The sequence below is a fragment of the Bacillus sp. ISL-35 genome, assembly GCF_018613355.1.
Lineage (GTDB): Bacteria > Bacillota > Bacilli > Bacillales > Cytobacillaceae > Mesobacillus.
In genome coordinates this window covers 219,964-245,901 of the sequence record NZ_JAGGQK010000011.1, presented here as the reverse complement: position 1 = coordinate 245,901, position 25,938 = coordinate 219,964, and the positions used below count along the sequence as shown (strand labels likewise).

The 25,938-nt window shown below is 44.9% G+C and carries 23 protein-coding genes, 1 riboswitch and 1 other annotated feature; of the genes, 2 read left to right on the top strand and 21 right to left on the bottom strand.

From position 1 onward, the window contains the following. Positions 1-292 precede the first annotated feature (292 nt). Positions 293-1,549, top strand: a complete 1,257-nt coding sequence (gene cypC / locus J7E38_RS16455) for a CYP152 family fatty-acid peroxygenase CypC (protein ID WP_214706611.1) — start codon at positions 293-295, stop codon at positions 1,547-1,549. A 135-nt stretch (positions 1,550-1,684) separates the two neighbouring features. On the opposite strand, the gene J7E38_RS16450 is transcribed toward cypC, so the two are convergent. The 20 genes from J7E38_RS16450 to ilvE form a co-directional block, all read right to left on the bottom strand. After that, positions 1,685-2,800 (bottom strand): GGDEF domain-containing protein, encoded by a 1,116-nt coding sequence (locus J7E38_RS16450; protein ID WP_214706612.1) that lies wholly within the window; start codon positions 2,798-2,800, stop codon positions 1,685-1,687. A gap of 376 nt (positions 2,801-3,176) precedes the next feature. Further along, complete coding sequence (locus J7E38_RS16445) at positions 3,177-4,463, bottom strand: S8 family peptidase (protein ID WP_214706614.1); 1,287 nt, start codon at positions 4,461-4,463, stop codon at positions 3,177-3,179. 428 nt (positions 4,464-4,891) lie between these two features. Beyond that, entirely contained in the window at positions 4,892-5,911 is a 1,020-nt protein-coding gene (locus J7E38_RS16440; protein WP_214706615.1) for a thiazole biosynthesis adenylyltransferase ThiF, read from the bottom strand. After that, positions 5,908-6,675, bottom strand: coding sequence for a thiazole synthase (locus J7E38_RS16435; RefSeq protein WP_214706617.1), 768 nt, complete (start codon positions 6,673-6,675; stop codon positions 5,908-5,910). The genes J7E38_RS16440 and J7E38_RS16435 overlap by 4 nt, the downstream gene beginning before the upstream one ends. 1 nt (position 6,676) lies before the next feature. Continuing rightward, complete coding sequence (gene thiS / locus J7E38_RS16430; RefSeq protein WP_214706619.1) at positions 6,677-6,880, bottom strand: sulfur carrier protein ThiS; 204 nt, start codon at positions 6,878-6,880, stop codon at positions 6,677-6,679. Then, on the bottom strand, positions 6,877-8,016 hold the full coding sequence (gene thiO / locus J7E38_RS16425) for a glycine oxidase ThiO (protein WP_214706620.1): 1,140 nt from the start codon (positions 8,014-8,016) through the stop codon (positions 6,877-6,879). Before thiO ends, thiS begins: the two co-directional genes overlap by 4 nt. After that, complete coding sequence (locus J7E38_RS16420) at positions 8,013-8,624, bottom strand: thiamine phosphate synthase (protein ID WP_214706621.1); 612 nt, start codon at positions 8,622-8,624, stop codon at positions 8,013-8,015. Before J7E38_RS16420 ends, thiO begins: the two co-directional genes overlap by 4 nt. A 37-nt stretch (positions 8,625-8,661) precedes the next feature. Continuing rightward, positions 8,662-10,407: a phosphomethylpyrimidine synthase ThiC gene (gene thiC, locus J7E38_RS16415; RefSeq protein WP_214706945.1), complete on the bottom strand. Its 1,746-nt coding sequence runs from the start codon at positions 10,405-10,407 to the stop codon at positions 8,662-8,664. Positions 10,408-10,580: 173 nt separating this feature from the next. Beyond that, positions 10,581-10,695, bottom strand: a riboswitch (TPP riboswitch). Positions 10,696-10,979: 284 nt separating this feature from the next. Further along, positions 10,980-11,162, bottom strand: a complete 183-nt coding sequence (locus J7E38_RS16410) for a helix-turn-helix domain-containing protein (protein ID WP_214706622.1) — start codon at positions 11,160-11,162, stop codon at positions 10,980-10,982. A gap of 59 nt (positions 11,163-11,221) precedes the next feature. Then, entirely contained in the window at positions 11,222-11,401 is a 180-nt protein-coding gene (locus J7E38_RS16405; RefSeq protein WP_214706623.1) for an aspartyl-phosphate phosphatase Spo0E family protein, read from the bottom strand. A 204-nt stretch (positions 11,402-11,605) separates the two neighbouring features. Next, complete coding sequence (locus J7E38_RS16400) at positions 11,606-12,250, bottom strand: response regulator (protein ID WP_214706625.1); 645 nt, start codon at positions 12,248-12,250, stop codon at positions 11,606-11,608. 14 nt (positions 12,251-12,264) lie between these two features. Then, the gene (locus J7E38_RS16395; RefSeq protein ID WP_214706627.1) at positions 12,265-14,073 is read right to left on the bottom strand and encodes a sensor histidine kinase; all 1,809 of its coding nucleotides are present in this window, start codon (positions 14,071-14,073) and stop codon (positions 12,265-12,267) included. Positions 14,074-14,233: 160 nt separating this feature from the next. Next, the gene (locus J7E38_RS16390; RefSeq protein WP_215038723.1) at positions 14,234-14,659 is read right to left on the bottom strand and encodes an ASCH domain-containing protein; all 426 of its coding nucleotides are present in this window, start codon (positions 14,657-14,659) and stop codon (positions 14,234-14,236) included. Positions 14,660-14,780: 121 nt separating this feature from the next. Then, positions 14,781-15,248: a 2-thiouracil desulfurase family protein gene (locus J7E38_RS16385; protein WP_214706630.1), complete on the bottom strand. Its 468-nt coding sequence runs from the start codon at positions 15,246-15,248 to the stop codon at positions 14,781-14,783. Between the two features lie 229 nt (positions 15,249-15,477). Beyond that, on the bottom strand, positions 15,478-16,455 hold the full coding sequence (gene ilvA, locus J7E38_RS16380; RefSeq protein ID WP_214706631.1) for a threonine ammonia-lyase: 978 nt from the start codon (positions 16,453-16,455) through the stop codon (positions 15,478-15,480). A gap of 27 nt (positions 16,456-16,482) precedes the next feature. Next, positions 16,483-17,496 carry a ketol-acid reductoisomerase gene (ilvC, locus tag J7E38_RS16375; RefSeq protein ID WP_215038699.1) on the bottom strand — a complete coding sequence of 338 codons (1,014 nt, stop codon included), beginning with the start codon at positions 17,494-17,496 and terminating at the stop codon, positions 16,483-16,485. A gap of 29 nt (positions 17,497-17,525) precedes the next feature. Beyond that, on the bottom strand, positions 17,526-17,822 hold the full coding sequence (gene ilvN / locus J7E38_RS16370; protein ID WP_214706632.1) for an acetolactate synthase small subunit: 297 nt from the start codon (positions 17,820-17,822) through the stop codon (positions 17,526-17,528). Next, entirely contained in the window at positions 17,819-19,537 is a 1,719-nt protein-coding gene (gene ilvB / locus J7E38_RS16365) for an acetolactate synthase large subunit (RefSeq protein ID WP_214706633.1), read from the bottom strand. The genes ilvN and ilvB overlap by 4 nt, the downstream gene beginning before the upstream one ends. A gap of 362 nt (positions 19,538-19,899) precedes the next feature. Then, the gene (gene ilvD, locus J7E38_RS16360; protein ID WP_214706634.1) at positions 19,900-21,567 is read right to left on the bottom strand and encodes a dihydroxy-acid dehydratase; all 1,668 of its coding nucleotides are present in this window, start codon (positions 21,565-21,567) and stop codon (positions 19,900-19,902) included. 24 nt (positions 21,568-21,591) lie between these two features. Further along, entirely contained in the window at positions 21,592-22,485 is an 894-nt protein-coding gene (gene ilvE / locus J7E38_RS16355) for a branched-chain-amino-acid transaminase (protein WP_215038697.1), read from the bottom strand. A 54-nt stretch (positions 22,486-22,539) separates the two neighbouring features. Further along, positions 22,540-22,791 (bottom strand) — a binding site (T-box leader). 490 nt (positions 22,792-23,281) lie between these two features. Between ilvE and J7E38_RS16350 the strand changes: the two genes are divergently transcribed. Then, positions 23,282-25,015 (top strand): methyl-accepting chemotaxis protein, encoded by a 1,734-nt coding sequence (locus J7E38_RS16350; protein WP_214706637.1) that lies wholly within the window; start codon positions 23,282-23,284, stop codon positions 25,013-25,015. 525 nt (positions 25,016-25,540) lie between these two features. Here the strand turns inward: J7E38_RS16350 and J7E38_RS16345 are convergent. Then, the gene (locus J7E38_RS16345) at positions 25,541-25,936 is read right to left on the bottom strand and encodes a hypothetical protein (RefSeq protein WP_214706640.1); all 396 of its coding nucleotides are present in this window, start codon (positions 25,934-25,936) and stop codon (positions 25,541-25,543) included. Between the last annotated feature and the right edge of the window lie 2 nt (positions 25,937-25,938).

The following is a 25,938-nucleotide window of genomic DNA, read 5'->3' as shown; positions in this document are numbered from 1 at the left end:
GACGGTTTTTTGTAAAATTCCACTCTATCCTTAAAGGTTCAATCACTTATCTTGGATAATAGGTCCGGTTTAGGGATACAGTAATGAAGATCATTTTCTTTGTGCTAGAAGAGAACGAATAGAGTCGTTTTCCAAGAGACAGAGAGACGGCTTTGCTATCTTTGACTTCCATACATCTAACCTTCCCCAGATGCTGACGAAAATCAGTGCCAGGGACCAGCCGAAGCGCCGTTTGTCTGCTTCAGGAAGTGGTATATAGTAAAGGGGATTTTAATATAAAGGGGGAAGAAACATGACTGAACATAAGGATATGCCGAAAGAAACAGGATTGATCGAAAACTTTCACCTCCTCAGGGAAGGTTACCAATACATAATGAACCGGAGTGATAAGTTCGGCACTCCGGTTTTCGAAACAAACCTTTTAGGGGAAACTGGCATTTGTCTGATTGGAAAAGAAGCGGCGGAGATTTTTTATGACAATGACCGTTTCAAACGGAAAAATGCTGCCCCTAAACTCGCGCAAAAAACTTTATTTGGTGTAGGTGGCGTACAAGGTCTGGATGGGGAGCAGCATCTGAACAGAAAAGTCATGTTCATGTCCCTGATGTCGAAGGAGTCCCTTAATGAAGTTCAGGCAATCTTTGCCGAAAAGTGGGAGTGTTATAGCAAGAGTTGGGAAGCGGAAGAGGAAATCATCCTTTATCATGAAGTGAAAAAAATGTTGACGGAAACCGCCTTCGAGTGGACGGGAGTTCCTCTTCAAAGCGACGAGCTGGAGGAATGGACAGACACGCTCAGCGACATGTTTGAAGGAGCAGCGGTAATTGGCTTGAAGCATTGGCAGGCACGCCGGTCCCGCTCAAAAGCAGAAGAATGGCTTGAAGCATTAGTGGAGAAGGTCCGTGCTAAAGAAATTCACCCGAATGAGCAGCGAGCACTTTATCAGTTTTCTTTTCACACAAATCCGAATGGAGAATTACTGGACCCCTCTATTGTGGCGGTCGAACTCTTAAATTTACTGCGGCCAATTGTAGCCATCTCTGTCTATGTGGACTTCACTGCCCTGGCCGTTTATGAATATCCAGAGGAAGCCGCAATAGTGAAAAATGGAGGCAAGGAAGAACAGCAGCGCTTCATTCAGGAAGTGCGGCGTTTTTATCCGTTTTTCCCTTTTGCTGCTGCCCGAGTGAAAAAGGACTTCGAATGGAAGGGCTATATGTTTAAAAAAGACACCCTTACACTCCTGGATTTATACGGTACCAACCATCATCCAGAAATATGGGAGCAGCCCGAGATATTTGCTCCTGACCGTTTTCTCTCATGGTCCGGCAGTCCGTTTGATTTCATCCCCCAAGGCGGGGGAGAATATGAGATTGGCCACCGCTGTGCCGGAGAGTGGATGACAGTGGATCTCCTCAGGGTAGCGGTTGATTACTTAGTCAATCATTTAAGCTACTCCATCCCCAAGCAGTACTTAAGCTACAGCATGAACGATATTCCAAGTCTGCCGGAGAGTAAAATGAAGCTGGCAGATGTGAAAAGAATATAATTTGCTTTGAGACAGGGGGCGACAGAGGGACAGTTCTGCCGTCTCACACCCTTAAGCGTAACGCATTCACTACGCCCCCATTAAAAAGATATGACGTACAAAAAAACCTGTGTAGATGACTCCATTTCGAGTTTTCTACACAGGTTCTTTATCGTATATTTCCGCGATTACGGTTTGATTCTTCCCGTTCCTTTTCGCTTGATACAAGCTGTCATCTGCTGCTTTGAAGAAGTTTTCCTTACCGAGTCCCACTTCGTATGGGCACATCCCGACACTAATCGTGACAGGCTGGTCGCCCATTTCCGGATGGACCATCTGGCTGATGGCTGCTCGAATGTGATCCACTAATTGAAAAGATTCAGTTTTATTTTTTTCAGTCAGGATCACGGCAAATTCTTCACCGCCATATCGGGAAACGAAATCATCCGGAGTGACGTTCTGCTTTAATAGTTCACCTACTCGTTTTAGGACAACATCCCCTACCCAATGCCCGAATTGGTCATTTACCTTTTTAAAATTATCAATATCGATAATCGCCAAATGGAAGGATAATTGATTGTCATCACTTTGTTCAATCAATCTGTCCAGGTATTCATGGAAAGTTTTATGGTTGTATAAATCGGTCAGGCCATCCATTTTCGCTGCTCTATCCATTATAATATTCCGCACCATTAAATCCTCTTGATTCCTGATCGACTCCTCCAGATGCTTTAGCAAATAGTGACCACGGTAGATGATTCCAACAGAAATAAAAACAAAACCAATAAAAATCCCTATGAAGGCATAGATGTCGCGTCTTGCAATTTCATTGGAAAACGGCTCATAAAAGAAATAAAGAGAGATGATGGAAAGTAAACTTAGAATGCCAGTAAAATAAACTTTTTCCTTTTGAAAATATAAAGCCGATATTAGAACGTTGATGACCAGCAAGTAATGGATACCCTGTGCAAACGGGAAGTTCATGATATAAACATGGAGAATCGCAAAGATCCCTAAAAGGAGGATATAATCGCCCCATCGCATGAATATCGAATACAACACCTGTGTCAGAGCAAGAATCATGACTGTATACAAAGTCGGGAATAATACGTACGAGACAGCCATCGGAAGAAGGCTTTTTCCTTCATACTGATAGGTTAATAATATCCCTGAGCCCGATAGAAGGATAATGACAATAACCATCCACCAGGAAGCCTTTAATATCAATCTATTCAATCCAGCAATATCGTTCCATTCTTTTTGTTCCTTCATGGGTCCTCCTAGAATCGTACCTAACTTATGTAATATGAAAATCCTGCTGCTACAGGGCAACAGGAAACTTCTTTTTTCATGATGAATGTAATTTATCAACGATAGAAAATTTAACGATCCACAAAGTCTTCGATAATATTCTTTTTAATTCGATATATTATATCACGATTTTATTTCGTGTAACTAAAAATATTTTAAGCGTTGAAAAACTTGAAGACAAAAGGGATAGAGCTGCTACATGTCTTATATATCGGTTATATTCAGTCATGTTTATATCCATCCTACTTTTCTTTGAAATAGAGCATGTTCCGGATTACAGAAAAAAAAGCCACCCGGACCAATTAGTCCGAATGGCTGGCATAGATGTTAATTAAGATTATCGTACCCGCGGGAAGCCGAAACCAGAAGCATAGTCATCGCCAGTAGCGGCTCCTGTTCCGCCTTTGATGTCATAAAGCTTCGCGCGTCTTTGGATTTCAGTACGGAGCTGAGAATTGCTCCATGATTTATTCGAAGACCACAGTTTAGCTGCAAGGCCTGAAATGTGTGGCGTTGCCATTGAAGTGCCGCTCATTGTTGTATAGTTCCCATCTACAGCTGTTGAATAGATTCCGCCGCCTGGTGCTGATACTTCAACGTCCTTTTCCTGGATGTAATAGTCGCCGTCAGTATTTGGGTTGCCACGAGAAGAGAAGTCGGATACTTTATGTGTTCCATTGACGAATGTATTATCCAGTGATGCTACCGCGATTGCATTTGTTAAAGCGCCTGGATAGCCGATCGTATTCGCACTTGGGCCGCTGTTCCCTGCTGCTGCAACTACTAATGCACCTTTGCTGTATGCATAGTCAACAGCACTTGCAATCATGGAATCCTTGCCGCTTGAACCAAGTGACATCGAGATGACGACCTTTGATCCTGTACGGACGCCTTCATCTGCAGCATGGCGGATGGCGCCGGCGATATCATCTGAATAACCAGATCCATTGTCCCCGAGGACTTTATAGCCCCAGAGTTCTGCCTGAGGAGCAACTCCATAGATACCGGCTCCATCATAACCACCATTAGCTACAGCCGTACCGGCTACATGCGTGCCATGGCCCTGACGGTCAGTACAAGTCCCATTGACCATCGATGAAGAAGTTTGGGTGAAATCCTTACATTGTTCAACATTGTCAGTCAAGTCAATGTGGTTACGGTTGATCCCTGTGTCAAGGACAGCTACCTTGATTCCGTCGCCGCCGCTTGTCGCCTGGATGTAATTATCATTATAGATTGCCTGGATGCCCCAAGGTGTCTGATCGGATGGATAGGATGCCTGGACAGTATAATCACCCTTGCCTTTACCCTTTCCATTGGCGTTTCCTTCAACGCGAGCATCTATTGTATATTGCTCAACCTGGGAGACTTCGATATTTTTATTCTTCAATAAAGCTTGATATTGCTTGCTGTTCACTTCTGTTGTAAAACCTTGCTTCCCAAAGTCCCAGCGCTTGCCAAACTGTTCTTTCACTTTTGCCTTTTCTGCACTTGGACCCTTAACTAAAACTCGGTAAGTATCCGGGCTTTCTTGCACCCCTGCTCCAAAAGCTCCTGTCGCAAACATTGAAATCCCCATTGCAAGACTAAGTACTGCAGATCCTAGTATTCTCTTCTTCTTCATCCTCTTGCTCCTCTCACCTTTGAAAATAGTAATGCATGCCGGCTTGCAGAATTAAGTATATTCTAAATTTTCAGCTAACATCAACCCATAACGGAGCCGTTTAGTTTGGGAAAAATGAGAGCTAAAAACTAGTAGAATCAGTGATTTGGCTGTGGCAGTTCACTTTTATTTCATTAAAAAACTGTTACCTTCTGCTTTTCATTAATCTTGTTGGTTTCCCAACAAAGGTGAAAACCGGCACACGAGAACCATTTAGACTTCTTCTCCTGGTTCAAAAGGAACAAAAAATGCGGATGCAGTCTTAATAAAACGATTTCTTCATTATATATCACTCAGAATGGAACACTGAAAAATTAGTGATGATCCATTCTGCGAGTTTGGGAAAACTCACCTGATCTATACGAGTGAAGGATAAAATGTTTCTAGCTTTAGCTAAAAAAACGGTAATAAAGATTTTTAGCCTGGAGAAGATCCGTCACTCCATGAACAAGCACTCTTCCATCCTTGAATACAACCAATCGGGATTGATCGATTGTAAAAGTGAGCAAATACGGATTCCGTTCGACATGGATTCCTTGTACTAGCAGCGATTTTTCTAATAAAGAGAGATTTAGAGTTTGCATGGCTGTTGGCCTAATTTGGACCGTTTCCCTACCACACAGCAGCACGGTCTTTGTCTGGTTTTCATACTCCAGGAAAGGGTAAACCGGAGCCTTACCACATGATGGACACTCCGGGTTTTTCAAGGCCGACACCTCAATGGAACTATACTGATTTTTCCAAAGATCAAACGAAACAAGTTTTCCGCGCAAGGATTCGAAGTCTTCGATTAATAATTTCAATGCTTCAGCAGACTGATGGGAGGCAACCATCTGAATCGCCGGCTGGATGACTCCGGCGGTATCGCAGGTGACTCCTGCCAATGGCAATTGTTCCATCAGGCAATTCAGGCACGGTGTCATCCCCGGCAATACGGTAAAGCTCAATCCATAGCTGCCAACACAGCCTCCATAGATCCACGGAACCCCGTGCTTTTGTGCAACATCATTAATGATGAACCGAATATCAAAATTATCTGCGGCGTCAATGATGAGATGAATTCCCTCGACCAGTTCCTCTAATTCCTGTACCCCTACATCCATTACTCGCGGGTGAACCTGAACATCTGAATTGATCGCCTTCAGCCGGTTAGCTGCTGCGATCGCTTTCGGTGTTCTTCGGATCGCATCTTCTTCACTGTATAGCTGCTGGCGCTGAAGATTGCTCCACTCCACATAATCCCGGTCAGCCATCGTGATCGTCCCGACCCCTGCTCTCGTAAGCGTCTCGGCATTTGCAGAACCTAGTGCACCCGCTCCGATAATCAGGACATGTTTCTCCCTGAGCTTTTTTTGTTCTTCATGGCCAATCGGTGAAAATAAAATCTGACGGGAATAGCGTTCACTCAACTAAAAACCATTCCTTCCTCCGGGCTGCTCGCTGAAGCATAGCGTTTGCGAGGAATCCGACCTGCTTCAAAACCGATTCGGCCAGCTTCAATGGCCAATTTCATAGCTTTTGCCATTTTGACAGGATCTTTGGCAGCTGAAACAGCTGTATTCAATAATACCCCATCCGCTCCGAGCTCCATGGCCAGTGCCGCATCTGCAGGGCTTCCAATTCCAGCATCCACAATGACTGGCACATTCACCTGCTCCGTAATGAATTGAAGATTCATCGGATTGATAATCCCCTGTCCTGAACCAATTGGAGAAGCACAGGGCATTACGGCGTGACAGCCGAGTTCTTCCATTTTCCTTGCCAGCACCACATCATCAGAAATATACGGCAGGACGATGAATCCTTCGTCTAAAAGAATTTCGGCAGCTTTAATAGTTTCGACGGGATCGGGAAGAAGTGTTTTACTGCAGCCGATCACCTCCACCTTGATCATGTCGCAAAGACCGGATGCTTTGGAGAGCCTGGCGATCCGCACGGCTTCCTCTGCTGTCTTTGCTCCAGCCGTATTAGGCAAAAGTTTATATTTTTCCAGGTCCAGCTTTTCCAAAAAGTTTGGCTGGTCAGGTTCAAAAATGTTCATCCGGCGGACAGCAAATGTTAGCACTTCTGCTCCTGAGACTTCCACTGCCGCTTTTTGAATATCAAAGCTAGGATATTTCCCTGTTCCAAGCAACAACCGGGATTTAAATTGATATGGCCCAATTTCCAACATCTCATCCGCCTCCCACAAAATGCACGATTTCAATCCGGTCCCCATCACTCAGCATGGTTTCAGCATGCGAATTTTTATCGATAATCTGCAGGTTTTGTTCAATAATGACAACCTTCTCCTCCAAATTGAAATGCTCAAGCAGCAGGGACAGGCGATTTATTGAATCCGGCAGCTCCATCGTATTTCCGTTAACCACTACTTTCATAAAAGCACTCCTTTACCTGTATGGTCCCAACTATCAAGTCTGGTCAGATCAAATGGGTTGGGCTGGTCGCTTTTCCCCTCTATAAGGTCGGCGATTAATTCCCCTGTAACTGGTGCAAGCAGAATTCCATTACGAAAATGACCAGTGGCAATATATAACCCTTTATAATCAGGATGCTCTCCTAAAAACGGCTGCCCATCTGCAGATTGCGGGCGGATTCCAGCCCAGGCTCGATCCCATTCAGCCTTCCCGATGCCAGGAACAAGCGCTTGAGCCTTTGCCATCAGCGATGATACGCCATCGATGGTCACTTTTTCATCAAAGCTGTTCACCTTAACGGTGGCTCCGACTAACACTCTTCCTGAACACTTAGGGACAAGATAGCACCCATGCGAAAAAATCGTCCCCTGTATGAGCGGACTTTCCGGAATAACGCTGAAGCATTCTCCTTTTACCGGAATGATTGGCAGCGACAGGCCGGTCCTTTCTAGCACTTCCCTGCTCCAGGCACCAGAAGCAACTACCACAGAATCAGCCAGGAATTCCCCCGCTGTCGTTTTAACGCCAAGAACCTTTCCTTCTTGTAAAATAAAATCTGCTACATTGATAAACTCAAAAAATTCAGCGCCAAGGCTTACAGAAGCTTTGGCAAAAGCATGGGATAATTCCTTCGCTTCAAGCTGGCCATCTTCCGGGATAAACATGGCTCCGCGCAACTCGCTTGATATTGATGGCTCCCGTTTGAGCAGCTCTTCGATCGAAAGCCACTCGGCCCGCTCTTCCAACTCTGCCTGTCTTTCAATCAATCGTTTCAGTTCTCGCTCCTGGTCTTGATCGACTGCCACCTTGTATGTGCCTTTATTCCGCCAGCCTATATGCAGCTGCGACAAATCTTCGAGTTCAGGAATCAGGCTTCGGTACAACGACCGGCTCTTGCATGCCATTCGGAAAAGTGGATCGTCCTCTGTCAGCTCCGTTTGGGTCCCTAAGATACCGGCAGCGGCTCCAGAGGCCTTGCCAGCCACCTTTCCTTTTTCCAAAACAGCCACTTTGTACCCTCTTTTCGCAAGCTGAAAAGCGATCGAACTTCCGATGATTCCACCTCCAACAATTAATGAGTCAAAATGTCTTCTCATTCCTTGTCCTCCTCATTCAGTTTCCTGAAAAAGATTTTTGCTGTCTCGTGAGGATCTTCTGCCTGTAAAATAGCGGACATGACAGCAATTCCATCTGCACCAGCTTTTATTGCTTCATGAACATTTTCTGGTTTCATTCCGCCAATCGCCAGTACCGGGATGTCGATTCTCTTTTTAACAGCTTTAAGGGCTTCTGTTCCTCTCGGCAAAATTCCCTTCTTTGATTCCGTGTCAAAAACATGGCCAAACAGGAGATAATCGGCCCCCTGATTCGCGGCTGTCTGCGCTTCTTCAGGAGAATGCACCGACCTTCCAACCATCAGACCCGGAAACTGTTCTTTGACAACATGGACGGGCAGGCTGTGAAAAGCAAGCTGCACTCCCGTTTTCCACGCCCATGCCACATCTGCCCGGTCATTGATGACGATTTTATCAAGAGGGATTCCCGCCTCAAGAAGCAGTTCAACACCTTCATAAATCTCTCTTGAAGACCGGTGTTTTTCCCTTAGGTGGAATTTGTCTGCGAAAGGTTCCACCACTCTTGCAATATCAGCAAAAGCCTTCAGAGGAAGCCTTCCATCTGAAATGACATGCAGCTGTTTCCTCATTCAGACCACTCCTCTTTTAACTCCACTTGGATGATTCTTATTGATAAAGCTTTCCTCCGGCTTTTTTAAATTCCTCTGCTTTTTCAACAAGTCCTTTCTTGATTGCGTCCTCCGGCTCAAGCTTATGCTCCTTTGCATAATTCCTGATATCATGCGAGATTCTCATGCTGCAGAATTTGGGTCCGCACATCGAACAGAAGTGGGCCGTTTTGGCACCCTCAGCAGGCAAGGTTTCATCATGGTACTCTAAGGCGCGCTCAGGATCCAACGAAAGATTGAACTGATCTCTCCAGCGGAATTCAAAGCGGGCTTTTGACAGGGCATCATCCCTTTTTTGCGCTCCTGGATGGCCTTTTGCCAGATCGGCGGCATGTGCGGCAATTTTATAGGTGATCACACCCTCGCGCACATCATCTTTGTTCGGCAGCCCCAAGTGTTCCTTTGGCGTCACGTAGCAGAGCATGGCTGTACCGTACCAGCCGATCATCGCCGCTCCGATTGCAGAGGTGATATGGTCATATCCTGGCGCGATATCCGTTGTAAGCGGTCCTAGTGTATAAAAAGGAGCTTCCTGGCAAATCTCCAGTTGCTTATCCATGTTCTCCTTGATCAGATGCATCGGAACATGCCCAGGCCCCTCAACCATTACCTGTACATCATGCTCCCACGCAATCTTCGTCAACTCCCCAAGTGTTTCAAGCTCAGCAAATTGGGCCTCATCATTGGCGTCGGCAATCGATCCCGGCCGCAAACCATCTCCCAGAGAGAAGGCCACATCATATGCCTTCATGATTTCGCAAATTTCTTCAAAGTGCGTATAGAGAAAGTTTTCTTTATGATGGTGAAGGCACCATTGGGCCATGATCGAACCGCCTCTTGAGACAATTCCAGTCAATCGTCTGGCAGTCATCGGAACATACCTCAACAGGACACCTGCATGGATGGTAAAGTAGTCAACACCTTGCTCAGCTTGCTCGATCAGCGTATCTTTGAACACTTCCCAGCTAAGGTCCTCGGCAATGCCATTCACCTTTTCAAGTGCCTGGTAAATCGGAACGGTCCCCACCGGAACAGCTGAGTTCCGGATAATCCATTCGCGTGTCGTATGAATATTCTTTCCTGTAGACAAATCCATGATGGTATCTGCACCCCATCGGGTAGCCCACGTCATTTTTTCCACTTCTTCCTCAATCGAAGAGGACACGGCCGAGTTCCCAATGTTCGCATTTATTTTGACATGGAAGTTCCGGCCGATGATCATCGGTTCTGTCTCAGGGTGATTGATATTGGAAGGAATGATGGCCCTGCCCCTTGCCACTTCAGACCGCACAAATTCAGGATCCATATTCTCCCGTATCGCTATGAACTCCATCTCAGGCGTAATGTTTCCTTTTTTCGCATAGTGAAGCTGGGTAACATTCTTTCCTTTAGATGCCCTCAATGGCTTGCGGGATAGGCCCGGAAAAACCTTATCATTTGCACGCGGGTCATGTTCACTTGAGTAACCATTGTCCTCGGGCTTTATTTTTCGGCCCTCATACTCTTCAACATCCCCTCGTCCCTGAATCCACCGGCTCCTCAGTGCAGGAAGACCCTTTCTTAGATCGGGTGTATAGGCAGGATCCGTATAAGGGCCGCTCGTATCATACACGCGAACCGATTGATTGCTTTCCTCTCCAAATGAACCGCTCGTCGGGCTTAGTTCAATCTCCCGCATCGGAACCCTAATGTCCGGCTTTGAGCCCTCCACATAGACTTTTTTGCTCCCAGAAAAGCTTGCCATAATCGAAATGCTGTCCTGGTTTAATGAATTGGCTGTTTTCACTGATCATCTCTCCCTTTTTTTTAAAAATTGAGGGACGAGATCTGGCACCAGAGAAGTTCCCTAGTATGTAAAAAAGCCGGCCCACATAATGATGGACCGGCTTTAACCGCGAATGTCTTTGCACAAAAAAACTGTGCACATGTCAACTTCCCCACGCTGGTATGATCCAGATCAGGTCCAAAGAGTCAAAGAACTTTAACGCGTTCCTTTCTCAGCCCAAGCCATTGGGCACCCCTAGTTCTTGCTATTCAGTTCCCTTCGAGTATACACAATTGGGAAAATAAAGAAAAGTTTTTTAAGCAATAGAGTGCTTTTTGCCTATATGGATAACACAGTTCGCTTTCAAGAAATCCAGCTTCAGATCTCGATTTCAAAGAAGACTGCACGCTGTTATTAGGTATTCTATATATTTTTTCGTATAGGGAATGAGACATGAGGAATTAGGTTGAAGGCCAGTTACAAAAGGCAAAATAAAAATAGAGGGTCAATCCCTCTTCAAAATTATCTGCAAGAAGCAGCGCCTTTTAATGTCATTCTTCTTTATTCATTTGATAATAATTCAATAGTTTTTTGATCGTGGTTCCCCGGACACTTTGATTGTTTTCGATCCGATTGAGTGTCGTCAACCTCAATTGCAGGTCCTCACACACTTTTTCCTGTGTTAAATCCCTTTTCTGTCTTTCCATTTTCAGGATATCGCCAAGGCACTTCATGTGGTGTCTCAACTCCTTTTTAACATGAATGCTCCAAAAGAGCATTTTCTAAAAAGCAATCATCCAAGAAGATCACAACGTTTTTTCTTAAGAAGTTCCATCCCGAGCTTTTGCTGTTCCAAAATATAGACATCCAATTCCTGGCTGAGTTGAATCGTCTTTTGATTCAAGTATCCATTTTCCTGGATGCTTTTTATCATTTTTCTGCGAGTATCTTCAATCAGGTCCTCCTTAGTCATACGCTGCACCCCTCTTTCCCTTCAAAAAATCTTTACAGAAACTTAACCATATAGACATTTTCCCTACTCTACTATTATGGTAGAATTCACCCTTTTTGAATATTGAGTGTTTGTTCTATCTTTCTAGACACTTGATTTTAGACGATATAGTACCAAGGTTATAGAATCTGTCCACAAAAAAACTGCCATAAAGGCAGCTTGTCATCAATTCAAATAGGGTACGAGTTTGTTTTGCACAGCGTAGATAATCGCTTGCGAGCGACTATTTACGTTTAATTTCTTATAAATCTTATTCACATGGATTTTTACGGTTTTATCGCTGATGGAAAGATGGGCAGCGATTTCCTTATTCGACTTCCCTCTGACCAACTCATTGAGCACTTCCTTCTCCCTGTTGGTCAATTCATTTTCCTGGTGGCTAAAGTCGCTCTGGATGCGGTGATAGGAGATCAATTTGCTTGCCATTTTAGGGTGGATAATGGAATTCCCCTTATGGATTTTGCGTATGGCATCAATGACTTCCATGGACGAAGCATCCTTCAATAAATATCCGTCCGCCCCTTCCCTGAGGGCCGATTTGAAGTATTCATCATGATCAAACATCGTCAAGATCAGTATTTTACAAGCAGGATGCTTTTCTTTTATCAAAGAGATAAGTTCTATTCCATTCTTGTCCTGAAGGTTAATATCCAAAACAATGACATCAGGGACGATGCCATCCAGTTTCTCTAATAAACCGTCCCCCGAATCTGCTTCACCAACGAGCAGCAGGTCCTCTTCCACATCCAAAATACTGCGGATTCCGTCTCTTAAAACAGTGTGATCATCCACAATCATAATGTTGATCATACTCTCTCACCCCTTTAATAGTGCTGTATGCCAAGCCGAATCTCCGTTCCTTTTCCTTCTGCGCTGTCGATTTCAAATTTGGCCCCAAAATCCTGTGCCAGCTCACTCATCGTAAGGATGCCAAAATGAGGTTCTGTTTGGCCTTTTATCAGCTTGTCATATAATGAAAAACCAATCCCGTCATCCTTGATTTTGATCATGATCTGTTCGCGGCCATATTTCAGCATGACTTCGATTCTATCCGCTTTTGCATGTTTCACAGAGTTTTGCAGGCTTTCCTGGAATATATCATAAATCACTTTCTCGACTTGATAGCTTAAAGCGTATGGCTCACCTTTCTGGGTGAACGTGATGCCAGCCCCTTTTTCCAGCTCCATTTTGCGGATTTTTTCTTCAATTGCCTGCCTCAGTCCGTATTTTTCCACAGGGCAGGTTCTTAAGGAATAAATCGATTGACGAAGCTCTTTTAGACTGTCTCTAAGCTTTTGAATCCAGCGCTCGATCTGCTGATCAGAAAAGTCCCCCTTGCTTTCACTTTTCTTTCGCAGCGAAGATTCCATTTGAAAGACAATCCCTGCCAGGGACTGGCCAATGCCGTCATGGATATCACGGGCAATCCGGCTGCGCTCTTCCACGATTAAGAGTTTTTCATTTTCCAGTAAGAGCGATCGCGTTTTTAATGTACTTGCGAGAACATTGGATAATACAGTCAATAAACGAATCTCATCATGGATAAAACCAATTCCACTGACTCTGCCAACGATCAGCATCCCAACCTTTTCATTGTCGATAATAAGTGGTGAAAAGATTTGCGAGAGAACCATCTTATTAAAGATATTATTGCTCGGCAGCTTTTCTATTTCACTTTCTGTCACCACGGTCATTTCAGAGATTTCATCAAGATAGAGGGACATTTCATCACTCAAGGTGACCTCGCTTTTCACCTGCCCATCCTTAAGCAAGAGGTTCCAGGCATTATGGTCTTTAACAAGCAAAACGAAAGCATTGGCATTGAAGGTTTCGGCAAGAAGACTTTTCTTCTCACCAAAATCCTTTGTATTGATCCTGTTCAATTCCGTACTGAGCAGGGACAGAGCATCCAGCCTTTTTCTTTCTATTCTTGCCTTAGTCAGAATGGAACTGGTCGTTGTGATCCCAATCCACAAGAATAAAAAAAGAATAGTCGTAAAATCAATCACGTTCTCAGGAAGATAATTCGTATAGATTTCGAGAAAAGCGAGTAAGATGATCGACATCTTGGCAATAAGCAACTCTTGTAAAGCTTTGCTCTTCCACTCTTTCTTTGTAAACGGGAAAGGCCGTATGGAAAAGAGCGTATCGTTCAGGACATTATTAATTAGAAAATAGAACGAAGTAAAAGCATAAATAATCAACAGGTTTAAGTATGGTTCACCTAATGGGTACTGGCTGATCCATACCTTGATCAGCCAGTCTGCCCCAACAAGGGACAGGGTATATTGGGCAATATTGAAAACGGTCGAACGAAGAGACCGTTTATGATGAAAAGCTTCAAAAATCAGCACGAACGCAAAGGTGGTGGTGGCGGTATAAATGCCATAATATAGATTCATGATATAAAGGATTGGGAACGTCATCGTGCTGAACATCGTGATCGAAAATAAAGGGATGGGAAAATACTCTGAAAGCAGCATTAAGACAATCAGGAGAATGAGCACCATCGGCTTCTCCGGGAAGTCCGCAGCAGGGATGGAATACAAAATAAAAGCCCACCCAAGAATACCAACTAGGATAATATAAAAATCAGAAGCCCTTTTCCGAAAAAGAATCTCTCTATCTGTCATCCTCTCATCCCCTTCAACTTCTAAAAAAACGGTCAAATTTCCCCTCTTACTAATAGATTACAAATAATTTCATGAAAATTCTATCAATACTTTAATTATCGGAGATTAATTAAATTCTTTGCTCACAAAAAAAGCACCTGTTCCCCAATGAACAGGCACTTTAAAAGTCATATTCCCATAACCCAAGCCTTCCTTTGGCAGGAATGAAGCTGTCCAGCATCTTCATATTGCTGACTTCCCAGACATACCCTCCCACTTTATAATCACCGAGGAAAAAGTCATTGCCTGATACGATCCTGCCATCCTCCAACACCGCCCATGTCTCGTGGTTTTCCAGCACTCTCAAACAATTGTCAAGCTGGCAGGTGGCTATGATCATGCCAGCAGGAAGATCATCGGCCTTGTACCCATGCTTTAAAAGCAGTGACTTGATCGCCACATGGCTGCAGACTGCCTTATCGACTTTTTTGCTCGTATGGATCGCAAGCGGTCCGCGATACTTTGTACTCCATGACCTCGTTTCATATTGTGCCTCACCCAAGGCAAACAGACTCGCCCAGGGCTGAATCATCGACAACACCTTCAGTTCAACCACCCTCTGCCATCATTTGATAACTAGCATATCCATACAATACCCAAAGAACACAGCCATGTTCCAAAATAGATCAAGCAAAGGCATGAGGTTGACCTATCAACTCTAATAATTACTAATCATCCTCCCGAAGCAAATCACTTAGTCCTTCCTCTGAGACGACCCGTATTCCATTCCTTCTAAGTAATGCTGCAGTGACACCATTTCCTGAGATTTTCTTCCCCCGAAACTCACCATCATAGATCATCGCACTTCCACACGAGGGACTATATTCTTTTAGCACTACAACTGAAGCCTGATATTCTTGTACTTTTTCAAGAGTAAGATACGCACCTTTTATGTAAAAATCCGTCACATCCCTGTCTGATCTTTCAAGGACCCTGGCATTGCCAGCGAGGACATCCTCTCCATCCCCACCTACTATTTCTGCAGGTTCCCGAGGCGTAGAAAAACCGCCAAGTAACTCGGGGCAGACAGTTATTGCTTTTTTCTCATCCACCATTTGCCTGATCTTACTGTCTAAAGAATGAGTAGCATTATACCGAACCTCTAATCCAGCTAAACATGAACTGACTAATATCATGGGGATCACCTCATACCTAATGGAGATTACAACAGCTTTTTATCGCTCTAGTTTTATTTATTCTCCAGAAGAAGAGAAATGCCTTGTACGAAATTGTTGAAACACGTTACGAGTCATTAAGCTTTTTTCTCCTTATGCCATTTATTACTCGGGCGCTCGGGAAAGCACTGCAAATAAAAGCAGCTTTCCTCATTATGTAAAAGGAAAGCTGTTCGTTTAAAACTATTCATTATCCAATTTTCTTCATTGTGTTTGTCATTTCCTTATAGGTTTGTATTTGATCCGGGTCTGCATTTCCGCCACTGATGATGCAGCCTATTTTCTTTCCGTATACCTGAACTTTTTTGTATAAAATAGCTGCCAATGCTGCGGCGCCTGCCCCTTCGACCAGCATTTTCTCTCTTTCAAGCATGAACATGATGGCGTGGGCAATTTCTTCATCGGTTACGGTTACGATTTCATCTACATACTTTTCGATGATGGGATAGGTGATCACTCCTGGTTCCTTCACCATGATTCCATCAGCGATTGTGTGGATAGCGTGGTTTGACTTCCTTCTTTGTCCAGTGAATTTTTGATAGGTGGCAGATGCCCCAACTGCCTGCACACCAATGATTTTAACAGTTGGCTTGATGGCCTTGACGGCGAGTGCCACTCCCGAGATTAACCCGCCACCGCCAATCGGAACGAAAATGACGTCCAATTGGTCATTCTGCTGCAGCATTTCCATTCCGATCGTCCCTTGCCCCGCAATTACCTTTTCATCGTCAAACGCATGGACAAAGGTGCTGCCATTCTGGCTCATTTCTTCAACCGCATTTTGACAGGATTCATCGTACGTTTCGCCGACCAGGACAATTTCCGCTCCATATCCCTTTGTGGCAGAAGCCTTGGAAAAAGGAGTATGCTTCGGCATGTAAATTTTCGACTTGATGCCCCTTAACGAAGATGCCATGGCTACCCCCTGGGCATGATTGCCGGCAGAAGCAGCCAGAATGCCATTTTTCACTTCCTGGTCGGTCAGGGATAAAACTTTGTTCATCGCTCCCCTTAGCTTAAACGAACCCGTTTTTTGCAGGTTTTCCAGTTTTAAATAAACATCAGCATTACTTAAGTAATTTAAAGTCGCACTTTGCTTCAAAGGAGTCTGATGCACTTTATCCTTCAGCTTTTCCATCGCTTCCTCGATTTGGACGCTCTTTAACAAATTCCCAATATGCTCACCTCAAAATGATTATTTCACTAATTCCCTCTTTTGCTTTTGCTGGACGAATGGCATCATTTTTCTCAGCTTTTTCCCAACCGCTTCGATTGGATGCTGCTTTTCCCGGTTATTAATCGCATTGAATTCAGCGCGGTTCGCCTGATTTTCTAGGATCCAGCCTTTTGCAAACTTGCCTGATTGAATGTCCTCCAATACTTCCTTCATGCGCTCCTTTGTTTCTTCATTAATGACCCGCGGGCCGGATACAAAATCCCCCCATTGGGCTGTGTCAGAAATCGAATGGCGCATGCCTTCCAGGCCTTGTTCATACATGAGGTCAACGATCAATTTAAGCTCATGCATGCACTCAAAATAGGCGACTTCTTTTTGGTAACCAGCTTCCACCAGCGTCTCGAAGCCGGCTTTAACGAGTGAAGTCAAGCCACCGCATAAGACAGCCTGTTCACCGAAAAGATCGGTTTCAGTTTCTTCTTGAAAATTCGTTTCCAGCACACCTGCCCTGGCAGCTCCTACACCTTTCGCATAGGCCAATGCCAGCTCCTTCGCCTGGCCAGTCACATCCTGGTGCACCCCAATCAGCGCCGGAACCCCCGCTCCTTCTTCAAAGGTTCTCCTTACCAGATGGCCCGGTCCTTTTGGCGCGACTAAAAATACATCCACATCTTCCGGCGCGACAATTTGATGGAAATGAACATTGAACCCGTGGGCAAAAGCAAGTGCCTTTCCAGCAGTTAAAGCTGGTTTGATTTCAGATTCATACACAGCTGGCTGCTTTTCATCAGGCAATAGCACCATGACCACTTCTGCCTCTTCACACGCTTCCCTGACCGGCAATACGCGGAATCCATCCTCCTCAGCCTGAGTCCATGATTTCCCCTGACGCAATCCGACGACAACCCGATGCCCGCTGTCCCGTAAATTTTGTGCATGTGCATGTCCCTGTGAGCCATACCCAATGACAGCAACTCTCTTCCCTTTTAAAACTTCCTCATTCACATCTGCTTGATAATAAACCTTCACCATTCCAGCCTCTCCCCTTTTTAAAAAATTGTTCAGACCAATACCTTCTTCATCAGTGCTAGTTCCCTCTCGATCACCAGTTCGTCTGTCACATCCGTGACAAACAGGACATCAACCTGTTTATTGACCTGCTTCACCAGCTGCAGGAACTTATGGTCATCCTCGACCTCGAGAATGACAGACATTTTGGAAACATCCTTCAACTCCGGGTAGGCAACCCCTACCGCAAGGCTCTCAATCCTGTATTGATGCTTGTGGAACATGCCCATAAGCCTGGTGAAAATCCCGTTTTGATTATGGACTAAAGCTGTGACCATCCGCTTATTCATGGTTTCACCCCAATCATTTCATGCAGCCCTTTCCCCGGCGCCACCATTGGATAGACCTTTTCATCAGGATTCACTCGGCAATCAACCAGGACAGGCTCGCGGTCTGTTAAAACTTCACTGAAAACTCTTTCTGCTTCTTCTGTACTGCTCACCCTAAAAGCCTTTATTCCATAAGACTCCGCAAGCTTCAGGAAGTCCGGCTGCAGCGAAAAGATCGAATGAGAGTATCGTTTTTCATAAAAGGTTTCCTGCCACTGGCGGACCATTCCGAGGGATCCATTATTGATGATCAACACTTTTACCGGCAGATTCCATTCTTTTAATAAAATCAGTTCCTGGAGCGTCATCTGAAAGCCGCCGTCCCCGACGAGCGAAATGACCGTCGCTTCTGGTTCTGCCAGCTGCGCACCAATCGCCGCCGGGAACCCAAAGCCCATTGTTCCCAGTCCGCCCGATGTGACCCAGGAGTTTGGCTGCGAAAAGGAGTAGAACTGGGCAGCCCACATCTGGTGCTGGCCGACATCCGTCGTGACATTCGCTTCTCCATTCGTGTGCTTGTGCACTAACTCTATTACATGCTGCGGAGCAAGGAATTCTTCACGATCAGAGAACCAGTATGGGTACTCTTGTTTATTTTTCGCTAATCGATCGAGCCAAAGCAGTGAATCTGCTCCCTGAACGGGATGATTTACCAGCATCTGCAAGACGGCTTTTGCATCGCCCACAATGGGAAAATGCGTCTCGACATTTTTGCCAATTTCCGCCGGATCAATGTCTGCATGGGCAACCCTGGCATTTGGCGCAAAAGCAGCCAGATTGCCTGTCAGCCGATCATCAAACCGGGCACCAATATTGATTAAAAGATCGCACTCATAAAGGGCCATGTTCGCGGTATAGCAGCCATGCATCCCCGCCATTCCCAAAAACAGCGGATGCTGTGCCGGAAATCCACCGAGGCCCAACAAAGTATGGACGACCGGCAGTCGATACATTTCAGCAAAAGCTAGCAATTCTTCCGAAGCTTTGGCATGCAAAACTCCTGCACCGGCCAGGATGACTGGCTTCCGGGAGTGTTGAATTGCCTCAAGCAGGCGATCAACCTGCAATGGATCAGGGCTGACTCTTGGCCGATATCCCGGCAGGTGGAGCTCAGCCTCTGGCAAATGAGAAGTCTGAAGTGCTGTAAGGTCCTTCGGTATATCGACTAACACAGGCCCCGGCCGTCCTGTTGTCGCCAGATGGAAGGCTTCCTTCACAATTCTGGGTAGCTCCTCTATCCTTCTCACCTGGTAATTCTGCTTTGTGATTGGCGCAGTCATCCCGACTACATCTGCTTCTTGAAAAGCATCTGTTCCGATAACCTGTGAAGCAACCTGTCCTGTAAAAATGACAAGCGGCAGCGAGTCCATCATCGCATCGGCGATTCCTGTCACGACATTGGTTGCGCCGGGTCCCGAGGTTGCGATCACGACTCCAGCCTTTCCCGAAACACGTGCATAGCCTTCCGCCGCATGAATCGCTCCTTGTTCATGCCGCGCAAGAACATGCTTGATCGGGGACCGGTGCAGGGCATCGTAAATACCCAAAACAGCTCCGCCAGGATAGCCGAACAATAGCTCTACACCCTCACTTTTCAGTGTCTGGATGAAGAGATCCGCCCCATTCATGTTTATTTTTTCAGCTTCAACAGTTGCCATTGGCTCTTTTGCTGCCATCTCCATTTCCTCCTTTTCTTCCAATTGACCATTCAGGGCAAAGTAAAAAGCCTTTCACCCCACACAACATCAATCATTGTGCAGGGGTGAAAGGCTCATAGCATTCCACGGTACCACCCTCATTCGCTGCATCTCTTGCAAAACACAGCCTTAAAAGGCAGCTCAGGTCTCTTTTAAAAAAAGGGCTCTGAACTGTCTCGTTTTTGCTAACGAGTATACCCGTGTATACCCGGCTGCCCCTACTGTGATTTCAGGACAGCACTCAGAGGGGATGAAGGAATTGGCGTATTGCTGGCTTCCAGCGCGACCAGCTCTCTGTGAATACGGAATCCAATCCCTAAACCTCGTCATCGAGTTATCTATTAAATTTTCAGGATGCCACCCGTGCTCGCCGAGGTGACCAACTTTGAATATCGAGCCAGATAGCCTTTCTTGATTTTCGGCTCCGGCTGTTTCCATTGGGCTTTCCGATCATGTAATTCTGCTTCAGGAACCTCTAGGGAAATGGTTCTTTTCTCTAAATCGATGAAAATCGTATCCCCATTTTCCACAAACGCAATCGGCCCTCCCTCAGCCGCTTCAGGTGAGATATGGCCAATGGAAATCCCCCTTGAGGCGCCGGAAAATCGGCCATCCGTAATCAATGCAACCTTCTTCTCAAGGCCTCTGCCGGCAATCGCGGCTGTTGGCGCAAGCATTTCCGGCATTCCCGGACCGCCTTTTGGCCCTTCATAGCGGATGACAACCACATGTCCCTCACGTACATCGCCACTTTCGATTCCAGCCAACGCCTCATCCTGAGATTCATAGACGATCGCTTCACCTTTAAAAGTCTTGATTGAAGGGTCCACCGCTCCTACCTTGATGACGCCTCCATCTGGTGCGATATTTCCAAACAGAACAGATAAACCGCCGACAGGACTATAAGCCGTTTCCTTGCTGCGGATGACGTCACCATTTAAAACCTCGGCATCCTTTACATTTTCATAAAGCGATTTACCCGTAATGGTGATCCGGTCCGGGTGTACAGCTCCTTCCATTTCACAAAGCTGTTTGATAATCGCGCTGACACCGCCGGCATTATGGACATCCTGCATCGAATAATGGGAAGCCGGACTGATTTTAGACAAATAAGGAATCCGTTTCGCTACTTCATTAATCCGGCTCAGGTCATAGTCAATTTCCGCTTCGTTCGCGATCGCAAGTGTGTGAAGAACCGTATTCGTCGATCCGCCCATCGCCATATCGAGTGCAAAGGCATCGTCAATCGTTTCCCTGGTGATGATGTCTCTTGGCTTGATATCCTTTTTAATCATCTCTACCAAATGACGGGCTGCGTCATAGATTAATTTGTGGCGCTCTTCCGATGTCGCAACAAGCGTTCCGTTACCAGGAAGCGCGACACCGAGCATTTCCATAAGTGAATTCATAGAGTTGGCAGTAAACATCCCCGAGCAAGAACCACAGGTTGGACACGCATTTTTTTCAATATCCAGCAATTCTTCTTCAGACATTCTTCCAGATTGATAGGCACCAACGCCTTCAAAAACAGAAACCAGCGATAAAGGCTGTCCTGTGCTTGAAACACCTGCCTCCATCGGGCCGCCTGAAACAAATACGGAAGGAACATTCGTCCGCACTGCCGCCATCAGCATCCCTGGAGTGATTTTGTCGCAGTTCGGGATGTAGAAAACGCCATCGAACCAGTGCGCATTAATGACGGTTTCAGCCGAATCTGCGATCAGCTCCCTGCTTGGCAAGGAATACCTCATCCCGATATGCCCCATCGCGATTCCATCATCAACGCCAATCGTATTGAACTCGAAAGGAATCCCGCCCGCCTCTCTGATGGCATCCTTGACGACATCGGCAAACTGCCTCAAGTGGACATGTCCCGGAATAATATCGATATACGAATTGCAGACGCCAATGAACGGCTTTTCAAGATCCTCTAATTTCACGCCGGTTGCATAAAGCAAGCTTCTGTGCGGAGCCCGGTCGACTCCCTTTTTAATCATGTCACTGCGCATACCTAATTCCCCCTTGATTCATCTCTATACACTTTGCTGTTCATAGACTTTGACTCCGTCTTCAACGACGGTTTTTCTGAACTCTTTTAAAAGTTGATTAGTGACGGTACCTGGCCTTCCATCACCGACCGTCCGGCCATCCACCTTCACAACCGCAATCACCTCTGCTGCCGTTCCGGTTAAAAAGACTTCATCGGCCACATAGACATCATGCCTTGTGAAGACTTCCTCCCTCATCGAGAATCCAAGATCGTGGGCGATTTCCATGATGGCATTTCTGGTGATTCCCTCAAGCGCTCCCACATACCCAGGCGGCGTCAGGATCTCGCCATTTTTTACAATAAAAACATTGTCCGCAGAACCTTCAGCTACATAGCCCTGGTCATTCAGCATCAGCGCTTCATTCACCCCGGATAAACCCGCCTCAATCCTGACAAGGATATTATTCAAATAGTTCAGTGATTTCACTTTCGGCGAAAGCACATCCGAGCGATTCCGTCTCGTGGCCACCGTGACAATCTCAATCCCCGACTCATATAACTCTTTCGGGAATAACGCGAGCTCCTCCGCAATGACGATGACCTGCGGCCGTGAACAGGAGGCTGGGTCCAATCCGAGATTGCCCACCCCTCTCGAGACAACCACGCGAATATAGCCATTCAACAGGTCATTCACCCTCAAAGTCTCAACCACAAGATCGCTTAACTCCTGTTTGCTGTAAGGAATGGACAACATAATCGACTTCGCCGAGTCATATAGCCGATCCACATGCTCCTGAAGCCTGAAGACATTGCCTTCGTACACCCGAATCCCCTCGAAGACACCATCTCCGTATAGAAAACCATGATCATACACCGATACAACAGCGTCTTTCTTACTGACAAACTGGCCATTCAAAAAGATCATTTGCTCCTTCATCATCCATTCCTCATTTCCATATGTTTTTTGGAAAATAAAAAAACTCGCCCCTAAAATAGGGACGAGTTAGCTCGCGATACCACCCTAGTTCCGTTCATGGATCATAAAATCCACATTACGGCACTCAATCAACGTACAATCATACGCGTTCCTTTTAACGGCGGACCACCCGGCAATACTTACTGAAAAGTTCAGCATTGCATCTCGGAGATGATTTTCGGATCAGTTCTGAACATCGGCTTGCACCATTTACCGACTCTCTGTAGAACAGGGCACTCATCTTACTCTTCTCGTCATTGATTTTTATTTTCCGAAATTTATTAATTATTAAATTATCATGGTAATTTACACTTGTCAAACAATTTATTAAATTTATTTTATTGTAAATCATAAAGATTTTTCCTGAATTATTGTGACTTTTTTTATTATCTTGATCGTTTATAGTCTTGTTATAATTATATCGATATATTTTCCAGCCATTCTTCAGTCTATTAAAATCGCTATGAATTTTCCTGATGCTCGTTCTCCTCATGAAACATTTGTTGTTTTACTTATCCCTTAAAACTTGAAAATCAGCGGAAAATATTAGGATACTAGATTGCCAATCCCGTTAACCATTTGGATTCTTTTCCTATACCGTCCTAGGAAATGATGATTATTGTATTTTCAAAATCGGCTTACCCTTAATTATTCCATCCCTTCCATAAATTACAGCACTTCCTTCTCATTCCTTTCTATAAATCAACATGACAATTTTACCGATATAGAAGGTGAATAACTACATATGGGGGATTTTATGAAAAAGCTAAGCTGGAAAATTGCCCTTGTTACTGCCATGGGAATGATAGTGGTTTTGGCAGGGATGATTGGCATCATATTTAAAAACAACAATGAAACGGTTGAACGCTCTATTTCTGGTTACAGCGTGAGCATTGCGGAAAGCCTGGCTGCAAAGGTTGACACTAACTTATATGAGCAGTTTTTGAATAATCCGTCTGAAACCGATACGTATTGGACACTTAGAAAAAGACTAAATGAAGCTCGTGAATTGACAGGCGCATTTTACGTTTATACTGTTGGCGTTGAAGATAAGCAACCTGTAATCCTAATTGATGGCCAGCCTGCAGGTTCCGAAGTCGCTAGTCCAATTGGGGAGGAAACCTCAACTACCTCCTATGCGGACATTAAGCCGGTATTGAAAGGCAAAAGTACGAGTAAAGAGATAGTGAAAGACAAGAAATATGGCGATTATTTAAGCGCTTTTGCGCCAATTAAAAATTCCGCCGGAGAAGTGATTGGGATAATCGGTATAGACGTGGATGCCCGGAAGGTGGGCATAATTACACACGAAGTGAATCTTAGTGTACTTCCAGTTATCATCGGCTTTATGGTGCTGTTAGTTGTTGCAATAATTGCTATTCTGACAATTTTCTTGAACAAACGCTTACGGCCGATTGGGGTTCTTATGGAGGCCTCCAATCAAATGGCTGAAGGAAACTTTGTAAATGCACAAAACGCTTTACATGGGATAAAGGTAAAGGGTAAAGATGAAATTCCGCAGCTTCTGGCCTCCTTTGAAAAAATGGCTTTGAATACTTCGGAAATGATCCTCGATATCAAACATTCTGCCAATCAGTTATTGTCTGCAGCCAACAAGCTTGGCCATGAAATGGGTGGAATCCACGAGTCATCAGGTACCATTGTACATAGTATCCAGCACGTTGCCTCAGCTACCGACATACAGTTGGAATCGAGCATGGAAACTACTAAGGCAATAGATGAGATAGCAATCGGGGTCCACCGTATTGCAGAAGCTGCTTCAGAAGTTAGTGAATCTTCCGTTTCGGTAACTGAGCAGGCAAAGGAAGGCTATTCCGAACTAGAGTCCGTCATTGGCAGAATTGAAATGGTTAAAGAATCTGTGGAAATGTCCTCTGAGACCGTCTTGACCCTAGGTAAAAAGGCAGATGAAATTAAAACCATCGTCGCCCTGATTACTGGAATTTCCGAACAGACGAACCTGCTTGCGTTAAATGCAGCAATTGAAGCAGCAAGAGCGGGAGAACATGGAAAGGGATTCGCGGTTGTTTCGCAAGAAGTACGGAAACTGGCAGAGGAATCAAAGAACTCAGCAGCCAGAATTGAGGAATTGCTGAATACATTTAGAATAACAATTGAAACCGCTGTTGAGTCGATGAACAAGAGTGTAAACGAAGTCAAGCTGGGTACGAGTTCTATCCAAAATACCGGCCACAAATTCATTGGCATGCTTCAATCCATCGAAGCAGTAAGCGCAGAAATTGAAGAAGTTTCTGCGGTGACTGAACAAATATCAGCCGGGGCTGAAGAAATTTCTTCCACAGTTAATGAATTTACTAGACTGCTCAAAGAAACGGCATCTGCCTCAAAAGAAGCGTCTGCCTCGACAGATGTTCAGGCAGACTCTATCGGGGAAATTGCGGAACTTACGACATCACTGAGGGATTTGTCACAAAAACTGGAGAACAGCGTTAAAAAGTTTATAACTTAACACCTAACCCCGCCATATTTTCAGGCGGGGTTCTTTGATAAATCGACTGTAAATATTATTTCTATATTTCTTTCGAAAAAGGTTTTCCATAAATTTCTTCGTTCATATAATTATTTATTGAATTGAATGAGATTTCATCCATGCCTTCATAGTCCGTTATAACATGGTCACCTTTTTTTAATAGCACAGTCTCCGTGATTCCTCCTGTCCAAATGACAAATCCCTTTTTCAGTTGCTCCTTTTTTTCTTCATATAACATATTGGCTAATAACGCTACAAAATTAGCCGGATTTCCCAATACCGCTGAACTTACTCCGCTTGCTCTTATCTCTCGACAGCGGAACGGTTCTACCGTCTCTGATATTTACATATATTCTCTCTTTGTGATACACGAGAACCGTCCCCTTGTCTTTAAAGTGTTTTTTTACACCAAGGGACAAAGGGTCGATTCTGCCGTTCCCCGAATCCCCTAATTTTGAAAGGAACTCTCACGAAAAATAAAAGCTGCCCGTTTTGCTTAATACATCACTCTGCACTTTCTAACTGTTTGTAAAATTGGTCTACAATCGGAACAATATCTGGGTTTGTATCATAATAGGTATTGCCAATTTTATTAACAGTGAAGTTAAAAGCTTTCTCACCATCAAAAAGGGTAATGCCATACCTCCAACCATTTTGTTTTTCTTGATTTTTTTGAGGAGAAAACTTTATATCTTTAATCAGTCCAAGAAATTCATCCATTTTTTCTTGCTCGGTTATCGTCTTTGTTGCACCAGTCGAGCCATCTTGAATGATGATTTTGTCCACATTCTCAATTTCACCATCTTTGTAAAACCCTTCTAATGATTGCGTTTTTCCATTGTTACAAGCGGAGACAAAAAACAGACTTACTAACAAAGTTAGGAACAAGGCTTTTTTCATTA